The 25,367-nt window shown below is 70.1% G+C and carries 24 protein-coding genes and 1 tRNA gene; 13 read left to right on the forward strand and 12 right to left on the reverse strand.

The window, feature by feature from the left end:
• The first annotated feature begins 12 nt into the window (after positions 1-12).
• On the forward strand, positions 13-441 hold the full coding sequence (locus DJ019_RS16265; protein ID WP_111277126.1) for a COG3650 family protein: 429 nt from the start codon (positions 13-15) through the stop codon (positions 439-441).
• Here the strand turns inward: DJ019_RS16265 and DJ019_RS21580 are convergent.
• Positions 438-566, reverse strand: a complete 129-nt coding sequence (locus tag DJ019_RS21580; protein ID WP_276310022.1) for a hypothetical protein — start codon at positions 564-566, stop codon at positions 438-440. The genes DJ019_RS16265 and DJ019_RS21580 overlap by 4 nt on opposite strands.
• 167 nt (positions 567-733) lie before the next feature.
• Here DJ019_RS21580 and DJ019_RS16270 point away from each other — a divergent pair, with 167 nt between their 5' ends.
• The 3 genes from DJ019_RS16270 (at position 734) to recQ (ending at position 5,136) form a co-directional block, all read left to right on the forward strand.
• The gene (locus tag DJ019_RS16270) at positions 734-2,473 is read left to right on the forward strand and encodes an N-acyl-D-amino-acid deacylase family protein (RefSeq protein ID WP_111277127.1); all 1,740 of its coding nucleotides are present in this window, start codon (positions 734-736) and stop codon (positions 2,471-2,473) included.
• Complete coding sequence (locus DJ019_RS16275) at positions 2,470-3,225, forward strand: enoyl-CoA hydratase/isomerase family protein (protein ID WP_111277128.1); 756 nt, start codon at positions 2,470-2,472, stop codon at positions 3,223-3,225. The genes DJ019_RS16270 and DJ019_RS16275 overlap by 4 nt, the downstream gene beginning before the upstream one ends.
• Before the next feature lie 63 nt (positions 3,226-3,288).
• Positions 3,289-5,136: a DNA helicase RecQ gene (recQ, locus tag DJ019_RS16280; RefSeq protein ID WP_111277129.1), complete on the forward strand. Its 1,848-nt coding sequence runs from the start codon at positions 3,289-3,291 to the stop codon at positions 5,134-5,136.
• Positions 5,137-5,191: 55 nt separating this feature from the next.
• On the opposite strand, the gene DJ019_RS16285 is transcribed toward recQ, so the two are convergent.
• Positions 5,192-6,346 carry an acyl-CoA dehydrogenase family protein gene (locus DJ019_RS16285; RefSeq protein ID WP_165844044.1) on the reverse strand — a complete coding sequence of 385 codons (1,155 nt, stop codon included), beginning with the start codon at positions 6,344-6,346 and terminating at the stop codon, positions 5,192-5,194.
• Positions 6,347-6,506: 160 nt separating this feature from the next.
• On the opposite strand from DJ019_RS16285, the gene DJ019_RS16290 reads away from it, so the two are divergent.
• A complete protein-coding gene (locus tag DJ019_RS16290; RefSeq protein WP_111277131.1) occupies positions 6,507-7,199 on the forward strand; it encodes a winged helix-turn-helix transcriptional regulator in 693 nt (230 codons plus the stop codon).
• A gap of 71 nt (positions 7,200-7,270) precedes the next feature.
• On the opposite strand, the gene DJ019_RS16295 is transcribed toward DJ019_RS16290, so the two are convergent.
• Both DJ019_RS16295 and gyrB read right to left on the reverse strand, forming a co-directional pair.
• Positions 7,271-7,813 (reverse strand): PEPxxWA-CTERM sorting domain-containing protein, encoded by a 543-nt coding sequence (locus DJ019_RS16295; RefSeq protein ID WP_205854187.1) that lies wholly within the window; start codon positions 7,811-7,813, stop codon positions 7,271-7,273.
• A 151-nt stretch (positions 7,814-7,964) separates the two neighbouring features.
• Entirely contained in the window at positions 7,965-10,391 is a 2,427-nt protein-coding gene (gyrB, locus tag DJ019_RS16300) for a DNA topoisomerase (ATP-hydrolyzing) subunit B (protein ID WP_111277132.1), read from the reverse strand.
• Positions 10,392-10,642: 251 nt separating this feature from the next.
• Here gyrB and DJ019_RS16305 point away from each other — a divergent pair, with 251 nt between their 5' ends.
• Positions 10,643-12,244, forward strand: a complete 1,602-nt coding sequence (locus tag DJ019_RS16305; RefSeq protein WP_133255319.1) for a TonB family protein — start codon at positions 10,643-10,645, stop codon at positions 12,242-12,244.
• A gap of 31 nt (positions 12,245-12,275) precedes the next feature.
• Here DJ019_RS16305 and DJ019_RS16310 read toward each other — a convergent pair whose 3' ends face one another.
• The 4 genes from DJ019_RS16310 to recF form a co-directional block, all read right to left on the reverse strand.
• Positions 12,276-12,593 carry an antibiotic biosynthesis monooxygenase family protein gene (locus tag DJ019_RS16310; RefSeq protein ID WP_111277134.1) on the reverse strand — a complete coding sequence of 106 codons (318 nt, stop codon included), beginning with the start codon at positions 12,591-12,593 and terminating at the stop codon, positions 12,276-12,278.
• On the reverse strand, positions 12,590-13,834 hold the full coding sequence (locus DJ019_RS16315; RefSeq protein WP_111277135.1) for a metal-dependent hydrolase family protein: 1,245 nt from the start codon (positions 13,832-13,834) through the stop codon (positions 12,590-12,592). The genes DJ019_RS16310 and DJ019_RS16315 overlap by 4 nt, the downstream gene beginning before the upstream one ends.
• 113 nt (positions 13,835-13,947) lie before the next feature.
• Positions 13,948-14,469, reverse strand: a complete 522-nt coding sequence (locus DJ019_RS16320; RefSeq protein ID WP_133255320.1) for a DUF3617 domain-containing protein — start codon at positions 14,467-14,469, stop codon at positions 13,948-13,950.
• A 128-nt stretch (positions 14,470-14,597) separates the two neighbouring features.
• The gene (gene recF / locus DJ019_RS16325; protein WP_111277137.1) at positions 14,598-15,737 is read right to left on the reverse strand and encodes a DNA replication/repair protein RecF; all 1,140 of its coding nucleotides are present in this window, start codon (positions 15,735-15,737) and stop codon (positions 14,598-14,600) included.
• A gap of 124 nt (positions 15,738-15,861) precedes the next feature.
• Between recF and DJ019_RS16330 the strand changes: the two genes are divergently transcribed.
• Together DJ019_RS16330 and polA are read left to right on the forward strand one after the other, a co-directional pair.
• Positions 15,862-16,680: an isocitrate lyase/PEP mutase family protein gene (locus tag DJ019_RS16330; RefSeq protein WP_111277138.1), complete on the forward strand. Its 819-nt coding sequence runs from the start codon at positions 15,862-15,864 to the stop codon at positions 16,678-16,680.
• A gap of 50 nt (positions 16,681-16,730) precedes the next feature.
• On the forward strand, positions 16,731-19,607 hold the full coding sequence (polA, locus tag DJ019_RS16335; RefSeq protein WP_111277139.1) for a DNA polymerase I: 2,877 nt from the start codon (positions 16,731-16,733) through the stop codon (positions 19,605-19,607).
• A gap of 21 nt (positions 19,608-19,628) precedes the next feature.
• Here the strand turns inward: polA and DJ019_RS16340 are convergent, their stop codons facing one another.
• Together DJ019_RS16340 and DJ019_RS16345 are read right to left on the reverse strand one after the other, a co-directional pair.
• The gene (locus DJ019_RS16340; RefSeq protein WP_111277140.1) at positions 19,629-20,036 is read right to left on the reverse strand and encodes an OsmC family protein; all 408 of its coding nucleotides are present in this window, start codon (positions 20,034-20,036) and stop codon (positions 19,629-19,631) included.
• Positions 20,037-20,135: 99 nt separating this feature from the next.
• Positions 20,136-20,211, reverse strand: a tRNA-Ala gene (locus tag DJ019_RS16345).
• Between the two features lie 95 nt (positions 20,212-20,306).
• On the opposite strand from DJ019_RS16345, the gene DJ019_RS16350 reads away from it, so the two are divergent.
• The 4 genes from DJ019_RS16350 to DJ019_RS16365 all read left to right on the forward strand — a co-directional run bounded on the left by DJ019_RS16350 (position 20,307) and on the right by DJ019_RS16365 (position 22,318).
• The gene (locus DJ019_RS16350) at positions 20,307-20,612 is read left to right on the forward strand and encodes a YggT family protein (RefSeq protein ID WP_111277141.1); all 306 of its coding nucleotides are present in this window, start codon (positions 20,307-20,309) and stop codon (positions 20,610-20,612) included.
• 7 nt (positions 20,613-20,619) lie between these two features.
• Positions 20,620-20,904: a DUF167 family protein gene (locus tag DJ019_RS16355; RefSeq protein ID WP_111277142.1), complete on the forward strand. Its 285-nt coding sequence runs from the start codon at positions 20,620-20,622 to the stop codon at positions 20,902-20,904.
• A gap of 178 nt (positions 20,905-21,082) precedes the next feature.
• On the forward strand, positions 21,083-21,829 hold the full coding sequence (locus tag DJ019_RS16360) for an SIR2 family NAD-dependent protein deacylase (RefSeq protein WP_111277143.1): 747 nt from the start codon (positions 21,083-21,085) through the stop codon (positions 21,827-21,829).
• 81 nt (positions 21,830-21,910) lie between these two features.
• The gene (locus DJ019_RS16365; RefSeq protein WP_111277144.1) at positions 21,911-22,318 is read left to right on the forward strand and encodes a hypothetical protein; all 408 of its coding nucleotides are present in this window, start codon (positions 21,911-21,913) and stop codon (positions 22,316-22,318) included.
• A 1-nt stretch (position 22,319) separates the two neighbouring features.
• Here DJ019_RS16365 and DJ019_RS16370 read toward each other — a convergent pair whose 3' ends face one another.
• Entirely contained in the window at positions 22,320-23,138 is an 819-nt protein-coding gene (locus DJ019_RS16370) for a LytR/AlgR family response regulator transcription factor (protein WP_111277145.1), read from the reverse strand.
• Positions 23,135-24,187, reverse strand: a complete 1,053-nt coding sequence (locus DJ019_RS16375; RefSeq protein WP_111277146.1) for a sensor histidine kinase — start codon at positions 24,185-24,187, stop codon at positions 23,135-23,137. Before DJ019_RS16375 ends, DJ019_RS16370 begins: the two co-directional genes overlap by 4 nt.
• 195 nt (positions 24,188-24,382) lie before the next feature.
• Here DJ019_RS16375 and DJ019_RS16380 point away from each other — a divergent pair, with 195 nt between their 5' ends.
• Entirely contained in the window at positions 24,383-25,276 is an 894-nt protein-coding gene (locus DJ019_RS16380; protein ID WP_111277147.1) for a LysR substrate-binding domain-containing protein, read from the forward strand.
• Positions 25,277-25,367 lie beyond the last annotated feature (91 nt).

Genomic DNA, 25,367 nt, shown 5'->3' on the forward strand with positions numbered 1-25,367 from the left:
GATCCTTGGAGCATGCGCTTCCTCCTCGCCGTCCTGCCGCTCCTCGCCGCCTGTCAGCCGCAGGCGCCGGATGGAAGTCCGGCCCCGCCGCCCGCCGAAGCGAAGCCGCCGGCCGGAAACATGGACATCAGCCACCCGATCACCGCCCTGGGGACGGAGCCGTTCTGGAGCGTGAAGGTGGAAGGCACGACGCTGAGCCTCACACGCCCGGACGCGGCGCCGGTCGCGTTCAAGGCGCCGGGGGCCGCGATCCAGTCCGGTCGCGCGACCTGGGTGGCGAAAGCGGACGACGGCGCCCAACTGACGCTCACGATCTACGCCAGCGAGTGCTCGGATGGCATGAGCGATCGGGTCTACCCCTGGGCCGCGGAGGTCGCCGTGCTGAACCAGGACCTGCGCGGCTGCGCGGTCAAGACGGCCGAGATGCCGCCTGGAGGCTAGTCGCCTACCTCCAGGGTCGCGATCTGGCCGGGCGTGTTGACGCCCGAATGATCGGGCTTGGGGATCGCGACGGTGGCGGTGGCGACCGCGGCGGCCGCGACGGCCAGGATGACGCTCCAGCGCATGACTTTCCCTCCTTCTGGAGGACTCGATTGTCCGGGCGGTGACAATCCCTCGAGCGCCCGGGGGTTCCACATCCGTGGGTTCCGCGAGGGCGCCCTTGACCGTCCCCTGCGACAGGGCGGCAAGATGGAGCCAATCAACAAGAACGTACGCGTTGCGGGAGACGCCCATGGACAAGGCCTTCGACCTGGTGGTGCGCGGCGGCACGGTCGTCGACGGGACGGGCGGCCAGCCCTTCGAGGCGGATGTCGGGGTCAAGGACGGCCGGATCGCCGCCGTCGGCCGGATCCAGGGCGCGGGCGCCGAGGAGATCGACGCGCGCGGCCAGCTCGTGACGCCCGGCTTCGTGGACGTCCACACCCACTACGACGGCCAGGCCACTTGGGACGAGCGGATGCAGCCGTCGTCCTGGCACGGCGTCACCACGGTGGTCATGGGCAACTGTGGCGTCGGCTTCGCGCCTTGCCGCCCCGACGACCACGACCGCCTGATCCGCCTGATGGAGGGCGTCGAGGACATTCCCTTCCCGGTGCTGAGCGAGGGCCTGCCGTGGACCTGGGAAAGCTATCCCGACTACCTGGACGCCCTGGCCAGGCGGCGGTTCGACGTGGATGTCGCCAGCCAGTTGCCGCACGCGGCGCTGCGCGTGTTCGTCATGGGCGAGCGCGGCGCCAACCGCGAGCCGGCCACCGAGGCCGACATCAACGCCATGGCCGCCCTGGCGAAGCGGGCGATGGAGGCCGGCGCCTTCGGCTTCGCCACCTCGCGCACGCTCAATCACCGCACCTCGGATGGCCAGCCGACGCCGACGCTCACCGCCGCCGAGGACGAGCTGATGGGCATCGCCATGGGCATGGCCGCCGCGGGGCGCGGGGTGCTGCAGGTGGTGTCCGACTTCGCCGATCCCGAGGCGGAGTGGGCGATGCTGCGGCGTCTGGTGGAGAGATCGGGCCGGCCGCTGTCGTTCTCGCTGCTGCAGAGCCCGCGCGCGCCGCGCAGCTACCAGCTGCTGCTCGAGCGCCTGCATGAGGCGACGTCCGCCGGCCTCAAGATGCGCGCCCAGGTGGCGAGCCGGCCGGTCGGCGTGCTGTTCGGCTTCGAACTGACCATGAACCCGTTCAGCCAGCACCCCGCCTATCAGGAGATCGCCGGGCGGCCGCTGGCCGAGCGGGTGGCGGCGCTGCGCGATCCCGCCTTCCGCCACCGGCTGCTGAGCGAGGAGTTCGCCGCCGAGCGGGGTTTCGCCGGAACCCAGCCGCGCGCCTGGGGCAACATGTACCTGATGGGGGAGGAGCCCGACTACGAACCCACGGCCGACCAGACGGTCGAGGCGGTCGCGGAGCGTCGCGGCAAGACGCCGGCCGAGGTGGCCCTGGACCACATGCTGACCAATGGCGGCCGGGGAATGTTGTATCTGCCGTTCCTGAACTACGCCGACGGCAACCTCGACCCGGCCTATGAGATGCTGACCCATCCGGACTGCGTGCCCGGCCTGTCGGACGGCGGCGCCCACGTGGGCATGATCTGCGACGGCAGCTTCCCGACCACCAACCTGGTCCACTGGACCCGCGACCGGACGCGCGGCCCGAAGATCCCGCTGGAGCGGATGATCAAGGCCCAGTGCCGGGACACGGCCGAGACGGTGGGGCTCTACGACCGCGGCCTGCTGCAGCCCGGCTACCGCGCCGACCTCAACGTCATCGACTACGGCCGGCTGAAGCTGAAGGCGCCGCAGGTGGCCTACGACCTGCCCGCTGGCGGACGGCGGCTGATCCAGCGGGCGGAGGGCTATACCGCCACCATCGTCGCCGGCGAGGTCACCTATCGCGACGGCGAGCCGACCGACGCCCTGCCCGGCCGCCTGCTGCGTGGCGCACAGTCGGCCCCCGCGCGGATGGCGGCGGAATGAGCGCCCTGGTCCTGCGGCAGGACAGGGACGGCGCCGCGACGCTCACCCTGAACCGGCCCGACAAGCTGAACGCGCTCAACGTCGAGGTCTTCCGCGAACTGGACGCCCACGTGCGCCGGCTGGCGAGCGAGACCGAGACGGTCGGCCTCGTGATCCTGCGCGGCGCCGGCCGCTGCTTCTCGGCGGGCCACGATCTCGGCGACATCGCCGCCGGCGAGAAACTGCCCGAGCCGTTCTACCAGTCGAAGGTGATCGAGCGGCTGGCCGACCTGCCGCAGCCGGTGATCACCGCCGTCCACGGCCATTGCTACACCGGCGCCCTGGAGCTGGCCCTCGCCGGCGATATCGTCTTCGCCGCCGAGGGCGCGAAGTTCGCCGACACCCACGCCAAGTGGGCCCTGACGCCCGTCTGGGGCATGAGCCAGCGCCTGCCCCGCCGGGTGGGGACCTACAAGGCGCGCGAGATGATGTTCACCGCCCGCACCATCGGCGGTCACGAGGCCGAGCGGATCGGCCTGGCCAACATCTGCGTGGCCGACGACGCCTTCGACGCCGAGCTGGACCGGCTGGCCGCCGACATCCTGGCCAATTCCTGGTTCAGCCATCGGGCCAACAAGCGGCTCGTGCGCGAGACGGACGGCCTCCCGCTGGAGGCCGGCCTCGCCCACGAGATCTTCCGCGGCGAGGGCCGTGGCCCGGACATGGAGGCGCGCATCGCCGGCTTCCAGAACAAGACGGTGAAGCAGGGGTAGGGAACCGGGGAAAACCCCTTCCGCCGCATGGCGCCCCCCGGCGGCGCGCGGCATATAGGGCCGATGAGTCCCGCAGACGTCGAAGCCGCCCTCCGCCCGATCGACGCGGCGCGCGACATCCTGCGGCGCACCTTCGGACACAGCGAGTTCCGCGGCCTGCAGGCCAGCGTGATCGAGGAGATCCTCGCCGGGCGCAACGCCCTGGCCGTGTTGCCCACGGGCGGCGGCAAGAGCCTCTGCTACCAGATCCCGGCGCTGGTGCGGCCAGGTCTCGGCCTCGTGGTCTCCCCCCTGATCGCCCTGATGACCGACCAGGTGGCGGCGCTGGTGCAGTCGGGCGTGGCGGCCGCCCGTCTCGACTCCAACGTCGACCCGGCCGAGCGGGCCGAGACCTGGCGGCGCATCGAGGCGGGCGAACTCGACTTGCTCTACGTCTCGCCCGAGGGGCTGATGCAGCCCTGGATGCTGGACCGCCTGGCGCGCACGCCGCTGTCGATCCTCGCGATCGACGAGGCGCACTGCGTCAGCCAGTGGGGCCACGACTTCCGGCCGGAGTACCGGATGCTGGGTCGGCTGGCCGAGCTGTTCCCGGGCGTGCCGAGGCTGGCGGTCACCGCCACCGCCGACGCCCGGACCCGGGACGACATTCGCCACGAGCTGCGCCTGGAGGGCGCGGCGGAGTTCGTGGCCAGCTTCGCCCGCCCCGAGCTGATCCTCTCGGCCGAGCGCAAGCGCGGCAATGTGGAGAAGCGGGTGCTGGAGCTGGTCGCCGCCCGTCCCGAGCGCTCGGGGGTGATCTACGCGGGCTCGCGCGACAAGACCGAGAGCCTGGCCGCGGCGCTGCGCACGGCCGGGGTTCCGGCCCTCGCCTACCACGCCGGCCTCGACAAGCGCGTGCGCGCCGAGCGGCTGGAGGAATTCCTCGAGGCCGACGCGGCCGTGATGGTGGCGACCATCGCCTTCGGCATGGGCGTCGACAAGCCCGACGTCCGGTTCGTGATCCACGCCGACCCGCCGGCCTCCATCGAGGCCTACTGGCAGGAGGTCGGCCGCGCCGGCCGCGACGGCGAACCTGCCGAAGGGATCACCCTCTACGGCGCGGCCGACATGGCCTGGGCCTTCCGCCGCATCGCCGAGCGCGATGTGGACGAGGGCGTGAAGCAGACGCAGGGCCGCAAGGTGCGCCAGCTCTACGCCATGCTCGACGGGGTGAACTGCCGGGCCGCCGCCGTGCGCCGATACTTCGGCGAGGAGGGCGTCGAGGCCTGCGGCCAGTGCGACATCTGCACGGGCGAGGTGGAGACGATCGATGTGACGGTCGCGGCCCAGAAGGCGCTGTCGGCGGCGCACCGCCTGGGCGGCCGGTTCGGGCGCGGCCGCGTGGTCGACCACCTGCTGGGCAAGACCAAGGACGTCAGCGACTGGGAGGCCGGCCTCTCCACCTGGGGGATCGGCCAGGATCTCTCAGCGCCCCAGTGGCGCGACCTTACCGAACAACTCCTTTTCGAGGGCCTCTTGAAGGAAGACCCCAACGACGGCCGTCCGCTGGTGGGGCTGGGCGATGCCGAAGCGGTGCGCGCCGTGTTCCGCGGCGAGCGGGCCGTGTTGATGCGCAAGCCTCCCGAGGGCGCCGAGGCGAAGGGCGGCCGGGGTCGCAAGCCGCGCCGCGAGGCCACCGCCGTGGGCGAGGCCGACCGGCCGCTGTTCGAGGCCCTGCGCGCGTGGCGGGCCCGCGAGGCCAAGTCCCAGCATGTGCCGCCCTACGTCATCTTCCACGACCGCACCCTGGCCGAGATCGCGGCGGTCAGGCCCGGCTCACGCGCCGCCCTCGCCGCCCTGAACGGCGTCGGCGAGGCCAAGCTCGCCCACTACGGAACGGCGGTGCTGGAGGTCGTCGGCGACTTCGCGTGACGGACAGCATGAGCGCCGGCCCATTGGGCGGCGCTCATGCCACAACGCGCGGCGGTCAGCCGTCGATGTCGAGCCCCAACGCCAGGCGTCCGGCGTAGCGGAGCTGCGGCTTTTCCTGCAGCGGGTGGAACCGGGCGCCCTGCACGTCGCGGAACGCCCGCTCCAGGCCGAAGGCGCGGTGGAAGGCCGCGCCGCCCACGGCCTCCATGGCCCGCTCCACGGTGCGGATCGCGGCCTGACCCGCAAGGGTGCGCCCGATCATCGCCCGATTGGTGGACTCCGGGCCCGGCCGCGAGGCCTCGGCGTTGTCGATCATGGCCTGGACCGCTAGCTCGGCCGTGGCGAAGGCGTTCTCCATCTCGCCCGTCGTGAGGATCAGCCCCTCGTCCGGGACCCGACGCCGAAGCGCCTCCAGCGCCCTGGCCCGGGCGCCCTCCGCGACACCCAGGTAGGCCGAGTAGATGATCGGGAAGGCGAGCTGGCTGATGGCGTGGAACAGCGGGTGCCACTTGCCCTGGGGCCGGCGGCCCGAGATCGCGGCATCGGCCAGGAAGAAGTCGCGGATCTCCACATCGCCCGACCCGGTGCCGCGCATGCCCATGGCGCGCCACGTATCATGGCGGCTGACCCCCTCGGCCGTGAGCGGAACCGCGAAATGCAGCACCGTGGGACCGGCGTCGGGATCGTCGTGGACGGCGCTGGTCATCAGCAGGTCGCCGGCAGGCGAACCGCTGGAAAAGCCCTTGCGGGCGGTGATCCGGAAGCCGCCGTCGACCTTCACGGCGACGCCGGCGCCCTGCAGCCAGTCCGAGCCGCCGCTCGACACCAGCACAAGATCCTCGGCCGCCACCCGGCGCAGAAGTCCGTCCGTGGGCGCGCCCTCGTTCCGCCAGCGCCAGACCGCGACGGCGACGAGGTGGCAATGCATGGAGAAGGCCAGGCCTGTGGATCCGCATGCGCCCGCCAGGATCCGCACGATCCGGCAGAGCTCCCCGTAAGATGCACCGCCGCCCCCCAGCTCCACAGGCACGTGGGCCTTGAAGAAGCCCTCGCGCTTGAGCAGCCCGTAGCCCCCGGCCACGAAGCTGTCGTCGGCGTCGTGTTCAGCCGCATCAAGCGCCAGCTCGGCGGCTACACGCTGGGCGCGAGCAATCCAGTCGATCCCGGGCCCGGTCTTTCCCCGCGTCATGGTGGTGGTTTCGTCCTTCATCGTCGTCTCCGTACCTCGTGCGGCCGCGCCGCCTTGGCCGGAGACATCCCAGACACCCACGTTCTCGGCCAGTTCAGGAACTGAAGTGGGCCGGTACAGGAACTGAACTGGCGGTTGCGTCTCCGCCGGCTTAGGATACCGCCGATATGGGAGGAAAGGCATGGCCCAGGCCGGCTACAGCCAGTTCTGTCCCGTGGCGATGGCCGCGGAGATCATCTGCACACGATGGACGTTGCTGGTCCTGCGCGAGCTGGGCGCAGGGACCACGCGCTTCAACGACCTGCGCCGCGGCCTGCCTCGGATGTCGCCCGCCCTGCTGTCCCAGCGGCTGAAGGAGCTGGAAGGCGCGGGCGTGATCCGCCGGTCCATGCAGGTGGGCGGCCCGGGCGAGTATCACCTGACCGACGCGGGCCGGGACCTGATCCCGATCATCGAGGCGGTGGGCGCCTGGGGACAGCGCTGGGTCGACCCCGAGGTGTCGCTGCAGAAGCTCGATGCGCAGCTCCTGATGTGGGACATGCGCCGCAACCTCGATCCCGACCCGATGCCCGACCGTCGCTGCGTGATCCAGTTCCAGTACCCGGAACAGCCGGTCGGGCTGCGGGCCTGGTGGATCGTGGTCTGCCCCCGTGACGGCGTCGACCTGTGCTCCGCCGATCCCGGCCACGACGTCGACCTCTATGTCAGCGCTGACCTGCGGACGATGACCGCCATCTGGATGGGCGCCGACACCGTGCGGCGCGCCCAGGACGCCGGCCGGCTGCGCCTCGTCGGCGAGCGCGGCCTGATCGACGACATGCAGGCGTGGCTCGGCCTCAGCCCCTTCGCGCGGCCGCAGAAGCTGGCGAGCTGAGGACCGGAATCGAAAGCGCCGCCCGCCTTGCGGCGGACGGCGCATCGGACCTCAATGAGGTCGATCCTGGATCAGGCCAGGGCGGCCTTGCGGCGGCGGACCGTTGCGCCGGCCATGCCGAACCCGCCGATCATCAGCGCCCAGGTCGCCGGCTCGGGGATAGCCCCGACCGGACCGAGGCCGTCGTCGCGGAACGCATAGTTGGTGTACCGCGAACCGATGGCGTTGTCGTTCACGTAGGCCGATGCGGCGTTGGTGTCCTTGTACTCGACGCCACAGCACTCGTAGCCGAGGTTCTGGTCGTAGTACTTGCCGCCGGTCTTGTTGCTGTAGTCCTGGGCGAACACGAAGCCGTCCGACACGCCGATGACCGAGTACCAGGCGCTGTAGTTCACATCGCCGGCGTTCTGGCCGTTGGTCGAGATCACATAGTCGCCGGCGTTTCCGCCGAACAGCAGAGCGGCGGCTTCCTGGCCCGTATAGGCCAGCGGCCCCGAGCTCCAGCCCGGACCTTGGTCGACTTGCCAACTGCCCACGAAGACCAACGCCGCATTGGCCGCACCCGCGCCCATGACGGCCACAGCGGCCGTCGCCGCCGCAATCCACTTACGCATCTCAACTACCCCAGAAGACGCCGCGCACCCGAAGCGCGACCAATCATGGGGTTAAGCGGAAGTGAATCATCGACGCGATGGGTTTCTCCTGGCTGAGGAAAATTAACCGTTCCCCGCTCGCATCGGATGAGCAACCGACGCGCGCTCGGCGCTAGACGTCAACCTCCGCGTCCAGGGCGTTTTCCTGGATGAACTCGCGGCGCGGCTCGACCAGGTCGCCCATCAGGCGGGTGAACATGTCGTCGGCGTCGTCGGCGTGGTTGACCTTCACCTGCAGCAGGGTTCGGGCCTCCACATCCAGGGTGGTTTCCCAGAGCTGCTCGGCGTTCATCTCGCCCAGCCCCTTGTAGCGCTGGATGGAGAGGCCGCGGCGGCCGTTGTCCATGACGGCGTTCACCAAGTCGAGCGGACCGCGGACCTTGGCGGTGCGGTCCCTCCGCGTGAACGTCGCGACGCCCGAGAAGATGGACGCCAGCTCCTTGGACCGCTCCGACAGGCGGCGCGCGTCGGCGGCGTGGAGCAGAAGGTCGTCCAGGACCACGCGCTCGGAGACGCCGCGCTTGATCCGGCTGAAGGCGAAGCCGCCGCCGGCCGCCGCCTCGCCGCTCCAGGGGCCGTCGCCCTCCTCGGCATAGAGGTCGAGGCGCTTCGCCGCCGCGGCGGGATCGCCGCCTTCGGCCAGCAGCCCGGCCAGGGCGGCCTGCTCGATGGCGAAGGCCGGGGCCCGAGCCGACAGCCGCTCGATGTTGGCCTTGGCGCCCCGCGCGGTCTGCACCAGCGCCAGCAGGTCGGCTCCCGTGAGACGCTCGCCCGAGGGCAGGTCGAGGGTCGCGCCGTCGGTCCCCTCGTCGATGAGGTAGACCTCGAGTTCGGCGTCGTCCTTGAGATAGCGGACCGACTTGCCCTTGGCCGCCTTATAGAGCGGCGGCTGGGCGATATAGAGGTAGCCGCGCTCGATCACCTCCGGCATCTGCCGGTAGAAGAAGGTCAGCAGCAGGGTCCGGATGTGGGCGCCGTCGACGTCGGCGTCCGTCATGATGACGATCTTGTGGTAGCGCAGCTTGTTGATGTCGAAATCGTCGCGGCCGATGCCGGCGCCGAGCGCGGTGATCAGCGTGCCGACCTGTTCGGACGACAGCATCTTGTCGAACCTCGCCCGCTCCACGTTCAGGATCTTGCCGCGCAGGGGCAGGATCGCCTGGTTCTCGCGGTTGCGTGCCTGCTTGGCCGAGCCGCCGGCCGAGTCGCCCTCCACCAGGAAGATCTCGGATTTCGCCGGATCCTTCTCGGAGCAGTCTGCGAGCTTGCCGGGCAGCGAGGTGATGTCGAGCGCCGACTTGCGGCGCGTCAGCTCGCGGGCCTTGCGCGCGGCCTCTCGGGCGGCGGCGGCCTCGGCGATCTTCTGGACGATCATCTTGCCTTCGTTCGGGTGCTCCTCGAACCAGGTCGAGAGGCCCTCGCTGACGAGGTTCTCCACCGCGGGCCGCACTTCCGAACTGACCAGCTTGTCCTTCGTCTGCGACGAGAACTTCGGATCCGGCACCTTCACCGACAGCACGCAGGTCAGGCCTTCGCGCGCGTCCTCGCCCGACACCGAGACCTTCTCGCGCTTCGTGGTGCCCGAGCTCTCTGCGTAGCTCGTGATGATCCGGGTCAGCGCTGATCGGAAGGCCGCCAGGTGCGTGCCGCCGTCACGCTGCGGGATGTTGTTCGTGAAGCAGAGGACGTTCTCGTGGTAGCCGTCGTTCCACCAGAGCGAGAGGTCCAGCTCCACGTTATCCTTGCGGCCGCGGACCACGATCGGCGCCTTCATCAACGGCGTCTTGGCCTTGTCGAGGTGGCGCACGAAGGCCTCGATCCCGCCTTCGTAGCTCATCACCTCCTCGAAGGGCTCGGCCTCGCGGAAGTCCTTCAGCCAGATGGTGACGCCGGAGTTCAGGAACGCCAGCTCGCGCAGCCGGTGCTCCAGGGTCTTCCGGTCGAACTCGATGAACGAGAACGTCTCCGTCGACGGCAGGAAGGTGACTTCGGTCCCCGTCAGGAACTCGCCGTTGTCCCGCTTCGGCGACACGCCGGTCACCACCAGCGGGCTCACCGCATCGCCGCGGCGGAACTCCATCTCGTGGACCTGGCCGTTCCGATGGATCTTCAGCTTGAGGAAGTCGGAAAGGGCGTTCACTACCGACACGCCCACCCCGTGCAGGCCGCCTGAGACCTTGTACGAGTTCTGGTCGAACTTGCCGCCCGCGTGGAGCTGGGTCATGATGACCTCGGCGGCCGAGACGCCCTCGCCCTCGTGGATGTCGGTGGGGATGCCGCGGCCGTCGTCGGTGACGGTGCACGACCCGTCGGCGTTGAGGATCACCTCGACGCGGGTCGCATAGCCGGCCAGGGTTTCGTCGATGGCGTTGTCCACCACCTCGTACACCATGTGGTGCAGGCCCGAGCCGTCGTCGGTGTCGCCGATGTACATGCCCGGCCGCTTGCGCACCGCGTCCAGGCCCTTCAGGACCTTGATGGACTCCGCGCCGTACTCGGCTGCGCCGTTCCCGTTGGTTTCGGTGTTCTCTTCGCTCATCTCGCGTCCAGCTGGGGCGCTCTTCCGGACCTGTGGGCCCGCGGGGTGTCTAGCGCCTGAGGCAGGCCGCCGCGCCGCGCGCGGAGCCTACGGATATCCGCTCTCTATATAGAGTTCCGGGCTGATTCTGCACGTGTTTCGGCGCCGCAGCAGGGGGTTGCGGCGCCGCCATCTTCACAAGCCCACTCTGATGCTCAATCCTGGCGCGAAGCTGCGACCTACGCGCCCTTTGCGGCAGCCACGGGGGATTGATGTCCAGATTCGCGTACGGCCCGGGAGTCGCCCTGGCGTTGGCCCTGGCTGGGGAGGCGCACGCGCAGCCGGGTATGACGATCACGAATCCGGACTGGGTAAGACAGCCCGAGGCCAAGGACCTCGCCGGCCACTATCCGAAGATCGCCAACCGCTTCAACATCGAAGGACGAGCCACGCTGTCCTGCAAGGTCGATGTCAAAGGCAGGCTCAACAGCTGCTCGACCAGCGGCGTCAGCCCTTCCAACCTGGGGTTCGCCAGCGCGGCTATTGCAATGAGCGAACTGTTCGAGATGCGCCCGCAGACTCTGAACGGGCTGCCAGTGGACGGCGCTGAGGTTCGCATTCCCCTCAGGTTCACCTTGCCGACCGATCCTCCGCCACCCACGGCCCCACGCCCGATGTCCTCCGCGGCGCTCGTCCAAGCTTATCGGCTGGTCGATGCGCAGAAGCTGGCGGAAGGGGCCATCGAGAACACTCTCAACGAGGCACGTCGTCTGGAGACGAGTCGGGACGCTGGCACGCCGATGTCCACCCGTACCGCCGCCGGGGCCGCGCTGCGATCGGCGACCGAGAAGCATCGGGCGGCTTTCCGGGACGCGTACGCCAACGCCTACGCTGCTGTGTTTAGCGACGTAGAGCTCGAGACCATGGCCAACTTTGCGCTCACCCCGGCATCGCAGGCCATTTCGACTGGTGATGTTCTCAGGGCCGTGGCGCCCGCGATCGCCTCGCGCGGCCTCAACGTCCTGCGCAGGCAGGCCGCCGAGACCTACTGCTCGGGCCAGCCGTGCCTGACGCCGAAAGACGCGGCACGCGTCTGGAGACCCGTGAGCATGGCGTCCGGCGAATTGCTGGACGCACCGATCTGGGATCAGACGCCCAGCCGCCGCGATCTTGACAGGAGCCTGCCGCCGATTCCGGCTCTGCTCGGCCTTGCCGGCGCGGTGAGGATGACCTGCTATCTCACCGACGAAGGCGAATTGACGGATTGCAAAGCCGACGAGGAAGTCCCGGCGGGCATTGGTTTCGGGGACGCGGCGGTAAAGCAGGCGAAAGAGTACCAGCTGAACGCCGTGCAGCTATCGCAAGGCTTCGCCGGGCGAAAGGTCACGGTCCGCGTCGGGTTCCGCGCGCCGCCGCCGCTGGAAACATTCGCCCCGCCTGAACCGCAATCGGATGAAGGCCTCGCCCTAGCCCGCGAACTCGTCACCACCTTCGAAAACGAAGCGAACCTTCAGGAAGCGATCGACGCTCGTCTTTCCGAGCTCAATATCGGAACCTCAACCCCGCAGGCACGAGCAGCCCAGGCGGCCATTGCAGGTGGCGTCGAGCGGGCGAAGGGCGAAGTCTACGACCAGATGGCGAAGTCCATCGCCGGGGTGATACCTAAGGATCAGCTCAAGGAAATCCTGGCCTTCCGTCGGTCCCCGGCAGGTCAGGCGCAGACGCGGCGATCCAAGGAGCTCACCGAAGCAACGATGGCGGCCCTCACGCACGTATTTCTGCAGGTGTCGGCAGACGCCCGGGCCGAATTTTGCCGTAGCCAGGCCTGCGAGCCCGAAGCGCCTAAGGCGTCGTCTTCCGTTAGGGTTCGCTAATCGGCGAACTGCGTCGATCAGGGAAGTTCGATTACTCGGCTCGAACCGTGACGAATCCCCGCCCCGGGGCCGGATCCACCAGCGTGTCGACCAGCCGCCGCAGCGCTTCGCGCGGGGCGTCCGCCATCGAGACGGCTTGCCATCCCGCATAAGCCTCCGCCGACGCCCAGCGGCCCAGCACCAGGTACTCGCCGGGCGCATCCGTCGCTCGAACGAGATCGGCCCCGAGATAGCCCGACACGGCGCGCGGACGTGTGAGCATGCCCGCGTCGCGGAAGGCCGCCTCGAAGTCCGCCTCCCGCCCCGGCTTCACCTGGAAGCGGATGACGCTGTGGAACGCGGCGCTCACGCGACAGCGTTCTTGGCGATGGCGCCGCCCCGGACGATCAGCGCCAGCCTCTCGCCTTGACCCGCGAGCACGCCTACGTCCGCCAGCGGGTCGCCGTCCACCAGCAGGAAGTCCGCGTGGGCCCCCGGCTTCAGCACGCCCAGCTCGTCCGGTTTGCGCAGCAGCTCGGCGTTGATGCTGGTGGCCGATCGCAGGATTTCCAGGTTCGACAGCACTTCGCGCCGGAGCACGAACTCCTTCGATTGCTGCGGATGGGTCTCGCCCAGGAGGTCGGTGCCGAAGCCGATCTTCACGCCGGCTCTGCGGGCGATCTCCAGAGCGCCCACGCCGGCATGGAGCACGTCGCCAAGCTTCTTCTGGCTCTCGGGCGGGAACTTCAGCGCCTTCCCCACCTCGGCGATCTGGTCGTAGGTGACGAGGGTCGGCACGAGGAAGCAGCCGGCCTCGGCCATCGCCTTCGCCGATCCCGCATCGATCAGGTTGCCGTGCTCGATGGAGCGGACGCCGGCGCGCACGGCGCGCTCGATGGCCTCGGGAATGTAGGCGTGGGCGAAGGCGTAGGTCCGACGCGCCGCAGCCTCCTCCACCGCCGCCCGGATCTCGGCCTCGGTGTACTGCACCATGTCGATGGGGTCCGAGGGCGTGGCCACGCCGCCGCCCGCCATCACCTTGACCTGGTGCGCGCCGGCCTTGAGCTCTTCGCGGGCGGCGCGGCGCACGGCGTCGACGCCGTCGGCCACGTGGCTGAACCAGTTCGTGCGGATGTTGCAGGCGCAGAGCTGGGGATGCTCGGCGACTGGATAGCTGTCGCCATGGCCGCCGGTCTGGCTGAGCACGCGGCCCGAACGGAAGATCCGCGGCCCCTTCACCAGCCCCCGGTCGAGGGCGTTCATGATGCCGAGGTCGAGGCCGCCGGCGTCCCGGACGGTCGTGAACCCCCGCTGCAGCATCCCCTCGAGGATGAATTTGGTCTCGATCGCGACCCACGACGCTTGTCGCCGCCCCATGGCGGCCAGGTCCATGGTGGTGATCGCGGCGTGGACGTGGGCGTCGATCAGGCCCGGCATCAGGGTCCGGCCGCCGGCGTCGATCACCTGCACCCCATCCGGCGCCGTCAGTTCGCGCCCCGACTCGGCGACCTCGACGATGCGCTCGCCCTCGACCCGCAGGGAGGCGCCGTCGCGCAGCTCACCCGCGGAGAGGTCGAGGAGGCGCGCGTTGCGGATGATGAGGTCGGCCATCGGTCACCTGCGAAAGGCGCGGGAGCGCGCCGCCGCCTGGGTAGCCGCAAGCTGGACCGTAAGTCCACCAGGAGGCGGTCGCCGGGGCGCGAGGCGACCACCTCTTTCAGGCTCTATTCTTCGACTTCGTCGCCCGGCTTCATGCCGGCGGGACACGCGCCGACCCACTTGGCCTTCAGCGTCGTCTCGCCGCCCTCCCGGGCGCCATCGGCCTGGATGAGATAGAGGCCGAGCTTCACGTCATAGGCGGTCTCCGAGCCGGTCATGACCAGGCTGGTCTCGGTCTTCATGCCGCCGGCCTGCTCGCAGACCGCGTTGACCTTCAGGCCCGTGGAGCTGGCCGACCGCTGGGTCTTGCAGGTGGGCGTTTCGCGGGTGAGCAGCTCGCGCATTTCGCCGTCGATCTCGGCGCCCACGCAGCGCTTCGACGTCTCGCTCTGCCCGTCCTCGGTCTGGACCATTTCCCAGAGGCCCTCGCGGAAACGGGGCAGGTTGTCGGCGCCCAGCTTGAGGGCGGAGTTGGTGGCCGGCGCGACGGCGGCGGTGTCCACCGGCTGGCCGGCGTCGGCGGCGGGCTTGGCGCCGCAGGCGGCGACGCTGGCCGAGGCCAGGAGGACGAGGGTGAGCATACGCATGGAACTGACCTTTTCTTTCGGAGCGCGCCTGTTGGGGAGACCGGCATCGGCGACCGCAAGCAGGATGCGATGGAAGCGCTGCGCAATGCGGCAGACGCGCGGGGCGCGCCTCTTCGGCCACTTCGGGCTCAGCCGATAGAGGCCAGTCCCGAAGTTTCGGCCCGAAATCCCTGGGCGCGGCCGGCCAGACCCTCGAACAGCATCTCGTCCGTGCCGGTCAGGAAGGCCTGCAGGCCCAGGGCCTCGATCTCGTCGAACAGGGCCGCGCGGCGGCGGGAGTCGAGGTGGGCGGCCACCTCGTCCAGCAGCAGGAGCGGCGCGGGCTGCCCCTCGGCGCGCGCCAGCCGGGCGGCCTGGGCGAGCACCAGGTTGAGGATCAGCGCCTTCTGCTCGCCGGTGGAACACTCCGCCGCCGCCCGGTCCTTCTCGGCGTGGATCACCGACAGGTCCCCCCTGTGCGGCCCGGTCAGCGCGCGCCCCGCCGCGCCGTCCCGCTCCCGCGCCGCCGCCAGCGCCTTCGCCAGCCGCGCCTCTATCTCGGCGAAGTCCACACCCTCGCCGGCCATCCGCTCCCAGTCTCCGGTCAGCGACAGCCGCGCCTGGGGGAACGGCCGCTCGCCGCGCGTCCCGATCTCGGCCGCCAGCGCCGCGAGGGTCCTGGCCCGGGCCTCGGCCATCAGCGTCCCGGCCTCCGCCAGCCGCGCCTCCAGGGCATCGAGCCAGGCCGGGTCTGCGGGGCCATCCGTGAGCAGGCGCATCCGCTCGCGCATCGACTTCTCATAGGCCGCCACGTGGGCGGCATGTTGCGGCTCGGCGGCGAACACCAGCCGGTCGAAGAAGCGCCGCCGGTCCGCCGCGCCCTCCAGGAACAGGCGGTCCTGCGCCGGGGTGAGCCAGACCTGCCGGACGTGCTCGGCCAGACGTCCGGGCGGCGCCGGCTCACCGTCCACCCGCACGATGCGCCGCGCGGCGCCCGGCTGCTCGACGCCCGTACCCAACCGCACCTCGTCGTCCCCGGCCCGCACCAGCGCGGAGACCGCCCAGGCCCTGCCCACCTTCTCCCCCGGCATCCGCCGCCCGACCTCCGCAAGGCCCGAGCCCCGCAGGCCGCGGCCCGGGATCAGGAAGCTGACCGCTTCCAGCAGGTTCGTCTTGCCCGCCCCGTTGGGCCCGGCCAGCCAAACGGGCCGCCCGTCGAGCTCGAGCGCACAGGCCTCGTACGAGCGGAAGTCGGTCAGGGACAGGCGGATGAGGGCCGTGGCGGTCACATGAGGGTCTTAGCCTGCATCGTCCGCGACGCGAACCGGCGCCGACCATGTCCGGATTCCGCCAGCGACGTGTCACAGCCGGCCCCATATCCGCGTCCTACGAACCGAACCCAGGGGGACGCCCGTGAGCCAGACCGCCAAAGCCGAACTGTTCCGCAAGCTGCACGAGGGGCCCGAAGTCCTGGTCCTGCCCAACGCCTGGGACGCCGCCAGCGCGGCGGTCATGGCGGACGCGGGGGCGAAGGCGGTGGCCACCTCCTCGGCCGCCGTGGCCTGGGCCCATGGCTATCCGGACGGCGACGTGCTGCCGGTCGATCTGGTGATCGCCACCATCGCCGCCGTGGCGAAGGCGGCGGGCCCCACGCCCGTCACCGCCGACATCGAGGGCGGCTTCACCGACGACCTCGACCAGCTCTCCGATCTGATCGGCCGCGTGATCGACGCCGGCGCCGTGGGGATCAACCTGGAGGACGGCGGACGCGATCCCGAACTCCACGCCCGCAAGATCGCCGCCGTCCGCGCCGCGGCCGCGAAGCGCGGTGTCCCGCTGTTCATCAACGCCCGCACCGACGTCTACTTGCGCGGCCTGGCCGAGGGCGAGGCGGCGTTCGCCGAGACCGTGCGACGGGCCGAGCTGTACCGGCAGGCGGGCGCCGACGGCGTGTTCGTGCCCGGCCCGGCCGACCGCGAGCTGATCCGCCGGCTCGCCGCCGAGGTCCGCCTGCCGCTGAACGTGATGGGCCGGGGCGGCGTGCCCGCGGCGGCCGAGCTCGCGGGCCTGGGCGTGCGGCGGCTGTCGTCCGCCACCAGCCCGTTCCGCGTCGCCTATGCGGCGATGGCCCGCGCGGTGGAGGCCTTCTTGCGCGACGGCGATCCGGACGCCCTGGCCGCCGCCGGGGAGGGCGCCCCGGCGCTGCAAACGCGTTTTGCCGAAAGCGGCTGAGGCGGTCGGCGGCGGGTGACCTTCCGCGCCCGCCGCCCTATCTTGCGCGGATGACCGACACGCTCGACGCCGCAGCGCCGCCGCTGCCCGATGTGGACCGCCCCAACACCCAGGACGGGCCGCCCATCCGGCTGTACCTCGTGGACGGCTCGGGCTTCATCTTCCGGGCCTTCCATGCCCTGCCGCCGCTGACCCGCAAGACCGACGGCCTGCCGGTGGGCGCGGTGAGCGGCTTCTGCAACATGATCTGGAAGCTGCTGGTCGACATGAAGTCCCAGCCCGACGCGCCGACGCATCTGGCCGTGGTGTTCGACCACTCCGAAAAGACGTTCCGCAACAAGCTGTACGACCAATACAAGGCCCACCGCCCGCCGCCGCCCGAGGACCTCGTCCCGCAGTTCCCCCTGGTGCGCGAGGCGACGCGGGCGTTCGGCGTGCCGTCGCTCGAGCTGCCAGGCTACGAGGCCGACGACATCATCGCCGCCTACGCCTGCAAGGTCCGCGACATGGGCGGCGAGGTGGTGATCGTCTCGTCCGACAAGGACCTGATGCAGCTCGTCGGCGATCGCGTCTTCATGCTCGACACCATGAAGAACGTGAAGATCGGAATTGATCAGGTCGCCGAGAAGTTCGGCGTAACGCCGGACAAGGTCGTCGATGTGCAGGCACTCTGCGGCGATTCGGTCGACAACGTCCCTGGCGCGCCGGGGATCGGCATCAAGACGGCCTCGGCCCTGATCAACGAATACGGCGACCTCGACACGCTCCTGGCCCGCGCCGGCGAGATCAAGCAGCAGAAGCGTCGCGAGACCCTGATCGAGTTCGCCGACCAGATCCGCCTGTCGCGCCAGCTCGTCCAGCTCGACTGCGACACGCCCCTGCCCGAGCCGCTGGACGCCCTGGTCGCCGACGACCCGAATCCCGAGGAGCTGCAGGCCTTCCTCGAGAAGATGGAGTTCCGCACCCTCGCCCGCCGCGTCGGCGACGGGAAGGCGGGGACCAACGGCGCCGCGACCGCCGGGGCCGATACACCCGCCGGCGAGGCCAAGGCGCCCGCCAGGCCGCAGCACAAGGCCATCGACGTCAACGGCTACGTGTGCGTGCGCGACGTCCCGACGCTCGAGGCCTGGATCGCCCGGGCGATGGACGCCGGCGTGGTCGCCTTCGACACCGAGACCGACGCCCTGTCGGCCACCAGCGCCGGCCTCTGCGGCGTGTCGCTGGCCGTGGCGCCCGGCGAGGCCTGCTACATCCCCGTCGGTCACTGCGAGGCCGAGGGCCTGCAGCTCGACGCCCCCGCCGACCTGCAGCAGATCCCGCTGGACGAAGTTATCGCCCGCCTGAAACCGATGCTGGAGGACCCGTCGGTCCTGAAGGTCGCCCAGAACGCCAAGTACGACCTGGCCGTCCTGTCGCGCTACGGCATCGACGTCGGCCCCATCGACGACACCATGCTGATCTCCTTCACGCTCGAAGGCGGCCTCCGCAAGAGCCACGGCATGGACGAACTCTCCAAGACCTGGCTGGAGCACGAGCCCATTGCCTTCAAGACCGTCGCGGGGACGGGAAAGGCGCAGAAGAGCTTCAAGCACGTGGGGCTCTCCGAGGCGACCTGCTACGCCGCCGAGGACGCCGACGTGACCCTGCGCCTGTGGGAGCACCTGAAGCCCCGCCTGGCGCACGAGCACCTTTCCACCGTCTACGAGCGGCACGAGCGGCCGATGCCGCAGGTGCTGGTGGGCATGGAGCTGGCGGGCGTGAAGGTCGACCCCGACCGCCTGCGCCAGCTGTCCAACGACTTCAGCGTCCGGATGGGCGAGCTGGAGGCTGAGGCCCACCGCCTGGCCGGCCGCCCGTTCAACCTGGGCAGCCCCAAGCAGATCGGCGACATCCTGTTCAAGGAGATGGGCCTGGCCTCCGGCAAGACGACAGCCACGGGCGCCATGTCCACCGACGCCTCGCTGCTGGAGGACCTGGCGAACCAGGGCCACGAGCTCCCGCGCGTCCTGCTCGACTGGCGCCAGCTCTCGAAGCTGAAGGGCACCTACACCGACAACCTGGTGGCCGCGATCGACCCCAGGACCAATCGCGTCCACACCTCCTATGGCCTGGCCGCGGCCACCACCGGCCGCCTCGCCTCGTCCGACCCCAACCTGCAGAACATCCCGATCCGCACCGAGGAAGGGCGGAAGATCCGCAAGTGCTTCATCGCGGAACCCGGCCACGTGCTGATCAGCGCGGACTATTCGCAGATCGAGCTGCGCCTGCTGGCCCACATCGGCGACATCCCGCAGCTCAAGAAGGCTTTCGCCGACGGCCTCGACATCCACGCCATGACCGCCTCCGAGATGTTCGGCGTTCCGGTGGAGGGCATGCCCGCCGAGACCCGCCGCCGGGCCAAGGCGATCAACTTCGGCATCGTCTACGGCATCTCCGCCTTCGGCCTCGCCAACCAGCTCGGGATCAGCCGCGACGAGGCGGGGGCCTACATCAAGACCTACTTCGAGCGCTTCCCCGGCATCCGCACCTACATGGACCGGATGCAGCAGCAGGTGCGCAGCCAGGCCTTCGTCACCACCATCTTCGGCCGCAAGGTCCACATCCCGGCGGCCCGCGGCAAGTCGCAGGCCGAGCGGGCCTTCGCCGACCGCGCGGCCATCAACGCCCCGATCCAGGGCGCCGCCGCCGACGTCATGCGACGGGCGATGATCCGGATGCCCGCCGCGCTCAAGGACGCCGGCCTGAAGGCGAAGATGCTGCTCCAGGTGCACGACGAACTGGTCTTCGAAGCCCCCGAGGCCGAGGCCGAGGCCGTCATCGCCGTCGCCCGCCGCATCATGGAGCGCGCGGCCGAGCCGGCGCTGCAGATCTCGGTGCCGCTGGTGGTGGAGGCCCGCGCCGCCGCCAACTGGGACGATGCGCACTGACGGCGGTACGTCCGAAGGCGTCTATTCGACCCGCCGGCTGATCCGGCCCGTGAGCGAGGTGGCCGCCGCGGCCGTATTGTAGATCGTCCCGTACTTCTGGACGTTCTTATGCAACAGCTCGAGCCGCTGGTCGGTCTCGTCGGTGTCGACGATCAGTTCGTAGTCCACCGAGAGGATCTTGGGCGGACTGTCCTGTCGAACGCCATGGAGCTTCACCTCCACGCCCCGCAGGTCGAAGTGGAGCACGGGCGCGACCCGTTCGATCCCCTTGATCATGCATGCCGCGATCGACGCCAGGAAGAGTTCGGCGGGATTGAACGCATCCGGGCGCCCATTGACGTCGGTGTCGAGGATGACCGCGGCCGCCTTGGTCCGCGCCTCGCTGCCGTGCTGATCGAGCCGCCTGGCGACCACGTTGTATTCGAGCATGCCGTGGCCCCTCTGGAGCTGCGCCGAGCCGTCATCAGGCTACCGCCATACAGAGCGACGCGCTCTCGAAATGGCCAAGGTCAGCGAAGCAAAGGTTCCTGGTGGAGCCGAGGGGAGTCGAACCCCTGACCTCCTCATTGCGAACGAGGCGCTCTACCAACTGAGCTACGGCCCCAGGAAGGCGCGGAATAAGTCGATTGGAGCGGGGTCTGTCAAGCCGCAAAGCGGCGTCGCCTTGCCACAGCCGCAAACGCCGGTAGAACCGGGGCAATGGCCAGCTTCCTCTACGCTATCATCTCCGGGCTCCTGCAGCTCCTGATCTTCGCGATCATCGCCAGCGCCGTGCTGTCATGGCTGGTGGCGTTCAACGTGATCAACCTGCGCAACCAGTTCATCTACAGCGTGGTGCGCTTTCTCGACGCCGTGACGACGCCGGTGCTCCGTCCGTTCCAGAAGCTGATTCCGCCGCTGGGCGGCGTGGATATCAGCCCGATCATCGTCATCCTCGTGCTGCAGGCGGCCAACGCCTACCTGCTCCCGTGGCTGTTCCGCCCGCTGTTCGCGATGCTGGGCTAGCAGCCCCTTGGCCCGCCTGACCGTCCGCGTCACGCCCCGGGGCGGCCGCGATGCGGTGGAGGGCTGGAGCGCTGACGAGGCCGGACGGCCGATCCTGAAACTGCGGGTGAGCGCCGCCGCCGCCGAGGGCGCGGCCAACGCCGCCGTGATCGTTTTGCTGGCCAAGGCGCTGAAGGTCCCCAAATCGGCCGTACGCATCGCCTCGGGCGACACGGCCCGGATCAAGCGGCTGGACATCGACGGCGTGGACGACGCTGTGATCTTCGCGGCGTTTGGCGCGCCGGCGGGCTGAGCCACAGGAACCCTCCGGCGCGTGCGAGGTTGTAGGGGCGATCGCCCCAACGGCCTGCCTCCAGGCTTCCGGGCGGTCCGGATCGGCCCGGCGCACCCCTGGCATCCCCCCGACCGAGGCCGGGCCGATCCCCCCGCAAGGCGCTTCGCAGGCGCGCACCGTGCGCTAAACTCATGCAATGAGCTCCGCTGCCGACCTGGCCCGCCTGATCGCTGAATCCCGCCGCCTCGTGGTCTTCACCGGCGCGGGCATTTCCACCGAGAGCGGCATTCCGGATTTCCGTAGCCCGGGCGGCGTGTGGAGCAAGATGAAGCCGATCTATTTCCAGGAGTTCGTCGCCAGCGAGGAGAAGCGGCGCGAGGCCTGGGACCGCGCCTTCACCGGCCGAGCCGGTTGGGTGGGACGCGAGCCAAACTCCGGCCACCACGCCGTCGCCCGACTGGTCGCCTCGGGCAAGTGCTCGTCGGTGATCACGCAGAATGTCGACAATCTGCACCAGGCCTCGGGGGTGCCGGCCGAGCGGGTCATCGAACTGCACGGCAACGCCAGCTACGCCTCCTGCCTGGAATGCGGCGATCGGCACGAGCTGGAGGAGCTCAAGGTTCTCTACGAGGCCACCGGCGACCTGCCCGCCTGCCGCCGGTGCAGCGGCATCGTGAAAACCGCCACCATCTCGTTCGGCCAGTCGATGCCGGCCGGTCCGATGGCGCGGGCCGAGGCCGAGACCCTGGCCTGCGATCTGTTCCTGGTCCTGGGCTCGTCGCTGGTGGTCTATCCGGCGGCCGGATTCCCGCTGCTGGCCAAGCGCAACGGGGCGCGCCTGGCGATCGTGAACCGCGAGGCGACAGAGCTCGATCCCTACGCCGACCTCGTCCTGCACGACGAGATCGGCCCGGTGATGAGCCGCGCGGCGCCGGCCGAATAATTCCCCGTCCCTGTCGTTTGGTCACACAGCCGCCGCTTTCGATGCGCTAAGGGCTGCGCACCTGAGTCATCGGAGTGTTGCGTGCTGAGAGTCTTCGCCGTCGCCGGCCTGTCCCTGACCCTTCTGGCCGCCTGCAGTCCGGGCGCCGACAAGGCCGCCTCGGCCGATCCCAATGCGGGCCTGGACAGCGAGATCCTGGCCTGGCGGACCGACCTGGAGGCCAGCCACCCGACCTGCGCCGCCAAGGTCGAGGGCAAGGGCTGCCAGGACTTCCAGGTCATGTGCAAGGGCCTGCAGGAGATCAGCGCCGACGAGACCGCCAAGGGCGTCGCCTCGAAGGTGGTGGCGGCCATGACCTTCGCCAGCCGCAACCCCGACGGCTCCACCGGCAAGTCGGGCTCGGCCTTCGCGGTGTTCACCAAGGCGAACGGCGCGTGGGCGCGGGCGGAATCCCCGCCGGTCAACATGCGGACCTGCGCGCCGCTGTAGGCTAACCCGCCCGCGCGCCGACCAGCTTACGGACGATGGCGGCCTGGCGCCGGGCGACCGGCACCTCGGCCCCGGTGAGCAGCACCACGGCCGCCGGCCCGCCCGGCCGCCGCGCCAGCCGCACGATCCGGTCCCGGCGCACCAGCGCGCCGCGGTGAACCCGCACGAACTCGGCCGGGTCGAGCTCGTCCTGCAGCCGTCGGATCGGCTTGCGCACCAGGAAGCTGCGCCCGCGGCTGTGGATCCGGACGTAGTCCCGCTCCGCCTCGACCCAGTCGATGAGGTTGACCGGCAGGCGCACCCGGTCGCCGCGGTCGGGCACCCAGATCTCCTCGGCGTAGTCGCCCTCGGGCGCCTCCGCGGCGCGAAGGGCGGCGACCACCTCCTCCAGCTCGGCGATGCGCGAGCGCGCGGCCCGCGACTGCAGCACGCCCCTGGCCCGCTCCAAAGCCGCGTGCAGGCGCTCGAACTCCACCGGCTTCAGCAGATAGTCCACGGCGGCCAGCTCGAAGGCGTCGGCGGCGAAGCGGCTGAAGGCGGTGACGAAGATGAAGATCGGCGCCCGCTCGGGATCGACGGCGCGGGCCAGTTCCAGGCCGGACAGGCCCGGCATCCGGATGTCCAGCAGCACCACGTCCACCCCGCCGCGCCGGATCAGCGCCAAGGCCTCCTCGCCGTTGCTGGCCTGACCCACCACCTCGGCGCCGGGCGCCTTCTCGATCGCCAGGCTGAGGCGGCGCAGGGCCGGCGGCTCGTCGTCCACCAGCGCCACGCGCAAAGGTCGGGTCATCTGCTCTGAAGCGATGGGAACCTGGTTCATGCGCGCTCCAGGGGGATTTCGACCGCGGCCAGGAAGCCGCTCGGCTGGCGCGGTCCGCAGGTGAGCTCGGCGGCCTTGCCGTAGATGAGGTCCAGGCGACGGCGGACGTTCTCCAGGCCCAGGCCCAGCTTCGGCGGGGCCAGGCCGCCGGCCGTGGAGCCGCCGTCGTCGGCCACCGTCAGCCGCAGGCGGCCGCCCTCGACTACGGCGCGGATCTCGATGGTGACGGGGGCGTTCGAGCGGGCCACGCCGTACTTCACGGCGTTCTCCACCAGCGGCTGGAGGATGAGGCTGGGCGCCAGCACATCGCGCAGCTCGGCCGGTATATCCTCGACGTAGTTGAGCCGGTCCTCGAAGCGCGCCTGCTCGATCAGCAGGTACTGGCGCTGGGCCTCGATCTCGTCGGACAGCGGCGCCTTGTCGGGCAGCTCCTTCTCCAGGGTATGGCGCAGGAAGCTGGACAGCGACAGCACCACCCGCTCGGCGCGCTCGTTCTCCTTGGCCAGGATCAGCGACGACAGGGCGTTCAGCGTGTTGAAGAGGAAATGCGGGTTGATCTGGTAGCGCAGCATCCGGTTCTGCGCGTCCATGGCCAGGGCCTGGGCCGACACGAGCCGCAGGTTCTTCTCCTTCAGCTCCGCCTCGTAGCGGATGGCGAAGTAGAGGGCGCACCAGGAAATGAAGGTCCAGAAGAACGTCGAGGCCGTCACCGCCACCGAGACCGGCGACAGGGGTTCGACGCCCCAGAGAGGATCGAACAGATAGAAGGCGGCGTAGTTCAGGACCGAATAGGTGAGGCCGCCCGCCGCGGAGAGCGCCACAGCCGCGATCAGACGCCGCCAGATAGGCTGGTCGGCCAGGGCGGACAGAATCCTGCCGATCAGCAGGCAGGCGAGGAAGCCGAACGCGGCCATGCCAAGCCGCCGCAGCGCCATCTCACCGGCATGGGGCATCGGGTCGGTCATGACCCGCGCCGAGACGATGACGTAGGTCAGCGCCCAGAGGACGAAGTTCGCCACCAGATAGTTGTTCAGGCGCGGCAGACGCATGTCCCCTCCAGACGAACGGCATTCTGCGACATTCGGCCCGACGACCAAGGCCGTTCATCGTCTTCGTTGCGCCGCTCGCCGCAAATCGACCCGATTGGTCGGACGGCCGGCCCCCTTCGCCGCAATTCGCATGAAGACCGCGACGCGTCTGCCATCCTGGCATGAACGAAGTCCATTGAATGGGAGCATCCGCCCGTGGCCGTACGTCCGCCTTCACTGAGGGCCATCGCCGCCTTCGAAGCGGCGGCCCGGCACGAGAGCTTCACCAAGGCCGCCGACGAGCTGAACCTGACGCAGAGCGCGATCAGCCACGCCATCCGCTCGCTGGAACTGCGCCTGGGCGTCGACCTCTTCGACCGCTACGGCAGGACGGTGACGCTGACCGAGGCGGGACGGGCGTTCGTCAGCCGACTGCGTCTCAGCCTGAACCTGATCTCGGAGGCGTTCGAAGCCCCGGCGCGGCCCGGCCGGACCCGTCTGGTCGTCGCCGCCACCGCTGGCGTCGCCGAGCGCATCCTGGCCATCCGCCTGCCGGCCTTCCTGGCCCGGTCGCCCGACCGCGAGATCGAGCTGCGCACCGTCACCAGCGCCGCCGAGGTCACCGCGGGCGAGGTCGACGTCGCCCTGCTCTATGGCGCGGGGGCCTGCGCCGGACTGACCCAGCGACGACTGGCGGGAGAAGCCCTCTTCCCGGTCGCCGCGCCCACGCTCGACCTGCCGCGGCGCCCCGAGGACCTCGTCCGCGCGCCGCTGATCCATCAGCCGGAGCATCCCTGGCGACTGTGGCTGGAGCAGGTGGGCCTCGCCGAGCTGCCCACGCCCGCCACCCTGACCGCCGACAGCCCGCTGGCGGCGCTGGAGCTGGCGCGGGGCGGCGCGGGCGTATGCCTCACGCGCGGCCTGCTCGCGGACGAGGACCTTCGCACCGGCCGCCTGGTCCGGCTGTTCGACGCCCAGGCGATCCTGCGCGAGGAATATACGGCGGTCTGGAACCCGGCCTCGCCACGGGCCGACATCATCCGCCCGTTCGTCGACTGGCTGGCCAGCGTGCTCGAGCCTGCGCCCGCACCGGTGCTCCACGCCGCCTGAGGCGTCGCCCCTGAGGCCTCCGGCGCCTCCATTCCATTCAGACTGAAGCGTCATCGCGGTTTCGCGATGCAGGGACCCGCACCTGCGGCGC

Origin of the sequence: Phenylobacterium kunshanense (assembly GCF_003254525.1) — a bacterium.
GTDB classification, from domain to species: domain Bacteria; phylum Pseudomonadota; class Alphaproteobacteria; order Caulobacterales; family Caulobacteraceae; genus Phenylobacterium; species Phenylobacterium kunshanense.

Coding starts and splice junctions, on each gene's coding strand:
- DJ019_RS16270 (WP_111277127.1), top strand. CDS start 734: ATGGACAAGGCCTTCGACCTGGTGGTGCGCGGCGGCACGGTCGTCGAC.
- DJ019_RS16315 (WP_111277135.1), bottom strand. CDS start 13,834: ATGGCCGACCTCATCATCCGCAACGCGCGCCTCCTCGACCTCTCCGCG.
- DJ019_RS16370 (WP_111277145.1), bottom strand. CDS start 23,138: ATGAACCAGGTTCCCATCGCTTCAGAGCAGATGACCCGACCTTTGCGC.
- polA (WP_111277139.1), top strand. CDS start 16,731: ATGACCGACACGCTCGACGCCGCAGCGCCGCCGCTGCCCGATGTGGAC.
- DJ019_RS16360 (WP_111277143.1), top strand. CDS start 21,083: ATGAGCTCCGCTGCCGACCTGGCCCGCCTGATCGCTGAATCCCGCCGC.
- gyrB (WP_111277132.1), bottom strand. CDS start 10,391: ATGAGCGAAGAGAACACCGAAACCAACGGGAACGGCGCAGCCGAGTAC.
- DJ019_RS16290 (WP_111277131.1), top strand. CDS start 6,507: ATGGCCCAGGCCGGCTACAGCCAGTTCTGTCCCGTGGCGATGGCCGCG.
- DJ019_RS16320 (WP_133255320.1), bottom strand. CDS start 14,469: ATGCGTATGCTCACCCTCGTCCTCCTGGCCTCGGCCAGCGTCGCCGCC.
- DJ019_RS16265 (WP_111277126.1), top strand. CDS start 13: ATGCGCTTCCTCCTCGCCGTCCTGCCGCTCCTCGCCGCCTGTCAGCCG.
- DJ019_RS16285 (WP_165844044.1), bottom strand. CDS start 6,346: ATGAAGGACGAAACCACCACCATGACGCGGGGAAAGACCGGGCCCGGG.
- DJ019_RS16350 (WP_111277141.1), top strand. CDS start 20,307: ATGGCCAGCTTCCTCTACGCTATCATCTCCGGGCTCCTGCAGCTCCTG.
- recQ (WP_111277129.1), top strand. CDS start 3,289: ATGAGTCCCGCAGACGTCGAAGCCGCCCTCCGCCCGATCGACGCGGCG.
- DJ019_RS16340 (WP_111277140.1), bottom strand. CDS start 20,036: ATGCTCGAATACAACGTGGTCGCCAGGCGGCTCGATCAGCACGGCAGC.
- DJ019_RS16295 (WP_205854187.1), bottom strand. CDS start 7,813: ATGCGTAAGTGGATTGCGGCGGCGACGGCCGCTGTGGCCGTCATGGGC.
- DJ019_RS16305 (WP_133255319.1), top strand. CDS start 10,643: ATGTCCAGATTCGCGTACGGCCCGGGAGTCGCCCTGGCGTTGGCCCTG.
- DJ019_RS16275 (WP_111277128.1), top strand. CDS start 2,470: ATGAGCGCCCTGGTCCTGCGGCAGGACAGGGACGGCGCCGCGACGCTC.
- DJ019_RS16375 (WP_111277146.1), bottom strand. CDS start 24,187: ATGCGTCTGCCGCGCCTGAACAACTATCTGGTGGCGAACTTCGTCCTC.
- DJ019_RS21580 (WP_276310022.1), bottom strand. CDS start 566: ATGCGCTGGAGCGTCATCCTGGCCGTCGCGGCCGCCGCGGTCGCCACC.